1 protein-coding gene is annotated in these 527 nt (G+C 42.7%); it reads right to left on the reverse strand.

The window, feature by feature from the left end:
* Positions 1-404, reverse strand: a 404-nt coding sequence (locus G4417_RS17790; protein WP_173684244.1) for a MobA/MobL family protein, incomplete at its 3' end; no start/stop codon positions are given.
* Between the last annotated feature and the right edge of the window lie 123 nt (positions 405-527).

The raw sequence follows: 527 nt of genomic DNA on the forward strand, positions 1-527 counted from the left end.
ATTTGTTCCTGTCTGTTCCATTCTTTGGGAAGGGCAAATTCAAATGACCTGCCAAATTGGGCATCCGCACTTTTTTCAATCTTCAATACCTCATTCCATAACCTCTGTTTCTGAAATGCGATTTTAAATTTTTCTAAAGCAGCTTCTTTATCTGCTGACTTTTTGTATCGGACAGATTTCTGAAAGCGTTTTATATTTTCCTCTGGTACTATCTGCCATTCAGGAGGTGCGTTTTCGCACATCATCAGACTGGTGTAGACCACTTCTTTTTTAGAAGTGTAATAACTGATTCGCCCGGTTTCCTTATTTTTCATCACATCCCCATTGAGATATGCGGAAGCGGAGATAACAGATTTCCCTTTACTACGTCCGACTATTTTGACTGTGTAATGAAAAATCGCCATGTCTGGATGCCTCCTTTCTGCACATCCGGCATAGATTTCCGGCAACATTGCTTTCGGTTTTAGGAAAAGCAGCATTGCCGGAACGCCCTCTGCGTAAGAGTGCCCTGCGCATAGCAGCCTGCA

It is taken from the genome of Blautia wexlerae, from assembly GCF_013300825.1.
GTDB lineage: Bacteria > Bacillota > Clostridia > Lachnospirales > Lachnospiraceae > Blautia_A > Blautia_A wexlerae_B.